1 protein-coding gene is annotated in these 3,729 nt (G+C 74.5%); it reads right to left on the minus strand.

What is annotated here, in order from left to right; genetic code table 11:
• The coding region (locus tag GSF22_RS35560) for a DUF6603 domain-containing protein (protein ID WP_208817612.1) at positions 1-3,690 on the minus strand (3,690 nt) is incomplete at its 3' end.
• Positions 3,691-3,729: the final 39 nt, after the last annotated feature.

Below are 3,729 nucleotides of genomic sequence, written 5' to 3' on the forward strand. Positions count from 1 at the left end.
GGTCGGGGTGCCGACGGGGACGGTGACCCGCCGGACCGGCCGGGCACGGTCACCACCGGAGGCGAGTTCGGCGGCCCGGGTCGCGGTCGGTACCGGGATGCCGGCGGGGTCGGTGGCCGCCGACCGGCCGGCCACGGTGCCGGTGGTGGCAGGTCGGCGGCCACCGGGACGGTTCCGCACCGGAAGCCAGGCGGGACCGTGGTCGACCAGGCCGAGTCCGCTGCCGTCGAAGCGGGCGGCACCGGCGGTACGGGCGCGGGCGGCCGGGCCGGTGGACGCGAACCGGGCCAGCAGGCTCCCGGTGGCCGTGACACGGGTCGGGGTCCGCAGACTCCCGGCTGCGGTGGCCAGCAGGTCCCCGGTCGACCCTGCGGACGCGACCACCGTCGCCGGCATCTCCCGGCCGGCGGAGTCCGGATCGTCGATGATCACCCGGTCGTACGCGTCGTCGCCGTCGAGTCCGACGTGGACGGTGAGCGGGGCGGCCGGCAGGGCCGTACCCTCGGGCAGGGCGACGTGCCGGCCGGCGGTCTGCCGTTCGAAGCCGGGCATCATCCACTGCTGTTCCGGGGTGAGGTCCTGGAACTGGCCGGGTGCGAAGTCGTCGAGGACGGCCGCGCCGAGAGTGCCCCGGACGGCACCGTCGCCGGCACCGACGCGCACCTCGCTGATGGTGAACCGGTTGGGGCCGGTGATCCGGGAGGTACCGAACCGGCCCAGTTCGACGTCGAGCGGGACGACGTTCTGCCGGACCGCGAGAGTGGCGCCGGGGCTCAGCAGCAGCACCTCGCCGGTGTCGGTGACGTTGCGCAGGGTGACCGGTTCGGCGCCGGGCAGACCCGGCCCGGTCTCCCAGGCCGCGGCGCCGGTCAGGGCATCGCCCAGCAGGGCCGCGACGTCGACGAAGCTGGGGTCCCGGTCGACGGGCTGGTTGCCGTGCCGCCAGTCGAAGCTGGCCGACGCCTCCCAGCACAGGAACTTGATCCTCGCGTGTCCCCAGGCGTGCCACTCCCCCGGACCGTTGAGCGCGATGGCCAGGTCGATCACCAGCAGGTCGGTGCCCTTGTAGCTCAACGCGACCTTGGCGGTGATCGCGACCTCGAACCAGAACGGCTTGAACTGGACCAGCGCGTCGAGGGTGGCCCGTCCGTCGAGGAGGAAACCGCCCCCCTCGAACTTCATCAGCACCTCGCCGCCGACCTGGGCGCTGTTGCTGGTCACCGCCAGGTACGCCTTGAGGGTGATGCCCTTGGTGTTCTTCAGCAGCTGGATGGTGAACCGTTCGGGTACCGGGAGGTTCGCCGGTGGGACGTACCGGGGGTGGTAGCCGCCGATGGTGGCCACGAAGGTCTTCTTCGCGCCCCAGCTGGCGTACAGCAGCATCTGGCCGGAGGCCGGACGGCCGAACAGCCGGGAGTCGACCAGGGCCGCGTTCAGGGTGAACTGCCGGCGGTCGAGGTCGAGCACCCCGGCCGCGTCGAGCCGGAGCCGCCCGGCGGCCTTGAAGTCGATCGTCACCCGGCCGAGTACGGAGATCCGCACCGGGTCGGGGAACTCGACCACCACCGCGAGGTCGGCGACGATCTGCCGGGACAGCATCTCCAGCCGCACCATCGCCCCGACCACGGTGCCGGTGGGGTCGGCCGGGAAGATCCGGCTGAGCGCGGCGACGATCGACGGTGCCCGGCCGACCACGTCGGTCGGGAAGAGCAGGCTGTCCAGGGTGCCGGCGCGGGCGGCGTTGCCGATCTCCTCGGGGTTGCTGCGCCGGTGGTGCCCGACCACCAGGCCGAGACCGGTCAGCGAGATACCCCAGAACAGCGGCAGGCCGGGGAACCACTGGAAGGTGCCGATCATCAGCAGCGAGAAGCTGGAGTCGCCGTCGGTGTCGGTGAACCGGCTGCCGTCCGGCTGGCGGGTGTCCAGGATGGCGGTGGCCTGCAACGCGATGCCCCGGGCGGGGGCGAAGGCGCCGTCCTTCGTGGACATGCTGAGCGCCATCACGCCCGCGTACCGGCCCCGGGTCTCGTCGACGAAGAGGTAGCCGCCGCCGTTGACGACGCCGTTGGTGACCGACAGGCCCACCCCGTCCGGCGCCTTGAACCGGGGTACCAGGTTCGCGCCGCCCAGGTTGCCGGCGGTCGGGTCGGGCGTACCGGCCGGCGCCGGGGCCGGGAAGGTCAGGTCGAGGCGTACCCCGGTGTTGGCGACCACCGCGCGCAGCGGACCGAGGGCGAGGTTGACGGTGGTGGCGGCGGTGAGGCTGACCGTACGGGTCGAGGTGTCGGCGGTCAGGGCCAGCCGCAGCCCTTCCAGGCCACCCCCGGGCAACGGCAGGTGCAGCGGGTAGTCGGCGCTCAACGCGGCCGCCCCGGCCAGGTGCAGACCGGTCCGCGACGACCAGCCGAGGCCCAGGTCGAAACCGATCCGCAGGCCACCGGCGGGCAGCAGCCGGGCCAGCAGTCCGTCCCCGTCGCCGGAGCGGACCACCAGTTCGGCCCGTCCGGCGTGCACGGTGAGGTCGATGTCGTCCCGGCCGGTACCCAACGCGCCGCGCCCGCGCAGCGTCAGTTGCCCGATGGCCAGGTGGGTACCGTCCGGCGCGCCGATCAGCCAGCCCGCCCCGTCGGCCGGGCCGATCCGGGCGATCTCGGCGTCGAACCGCACCTCCGGTCCCCCGTCGGTGACCGTGACCCCGGCCGAGTTGACCGCGACGGCCGACCCGGCGCCGGTCAGGTCGGTGGTGACGTTCCACTCGCCGAAGGACCCGGACAGTTGGGTCTCCCCGGTGGGCGCGACGATCGCGGTGAGCCGGCCGTCCCAGCTGGTGAGGCCGAGGGTCAGGCCGAGCCGGTACGGCAGGTCCGCCGCCGCTGCCGGGCCGGCGGCAGCCGACCCGTCGGGGCGACCGAACCGCACCCGCAGCAGGTGGTCGGCCAGCCGGAGTCCGGCCTCGCCGAGGTCCGGGCCGATGCCGGGCCGGACGCCGTGCGCGGCGTCCACCCCGTACGCCTGCAGCACGGCGGCCAGCCGGGGCAGCAGCCGCGCGCTCATCGCGTCGACCTGCTCCGGGGTGTCCAGCCCGTCCGGGGCGTACAGCCCACGCAGGTAGCCGCCGGGGTCGGCGACCACGTCGACGAGCCGGTCCAGGTGCAGGGCGGCCCGTCGCCGGGGCAGCCGGATCGGGGCGTCACCGGCCGGCATCGGCGGGCTGGGCGACGCCTCGGCGGTGGGGGTGACCAGACCGAGCAGCACCAGCAGGGGCACCGCCCAGGGCACCCGGCGTTGCAGGTAGGTAAGGACGAGGTGGTCGATCAGGTCGTCGGCGAGGGCCTCCGGCAGGCCGGGTACGTCCGGCAGGGTGCCGCTGTCCAGCGCGGGCGGCAGGGCACCGACCCGGCCGAGGGCACTGCCGGCCGCCGTGGCGCTCGCGGCGATCTCCTTCAGGGAGCTCCACTTCGCCTCGGCGAGCGCCTGCCCCAGCGCGGCCAGCGCCGGGCGGATCGTGCCGACCCACTCCTCGAAGGTGCGCGCGTCAACGCCGCTGATCGCCTCCAGGTCCCAGCCGAGCGCCCGCATCAGCCGGGCCCGGCGCCACGGGTCGGCGCTGGCGAGGACCGGTTCGACCAGGGTCAGCACCTCACCCCAGGCCACGGCCAGCAGGTTGCGGGCCGGTTGTGCGTCGCTCACGGCTGCGGTTCTCCTTCGTCCGGGGCGGGTCGTCGGGGC

Source organism: Micromonospora echinofusca (assembly GCF_017614955.1).
Lineage (GTDB): Bacteria > Actinomycetota > Actinomycetes > Mycobacteriales > Micromonosporaceae > Micromonospora > Micromonospora echinofusca_A.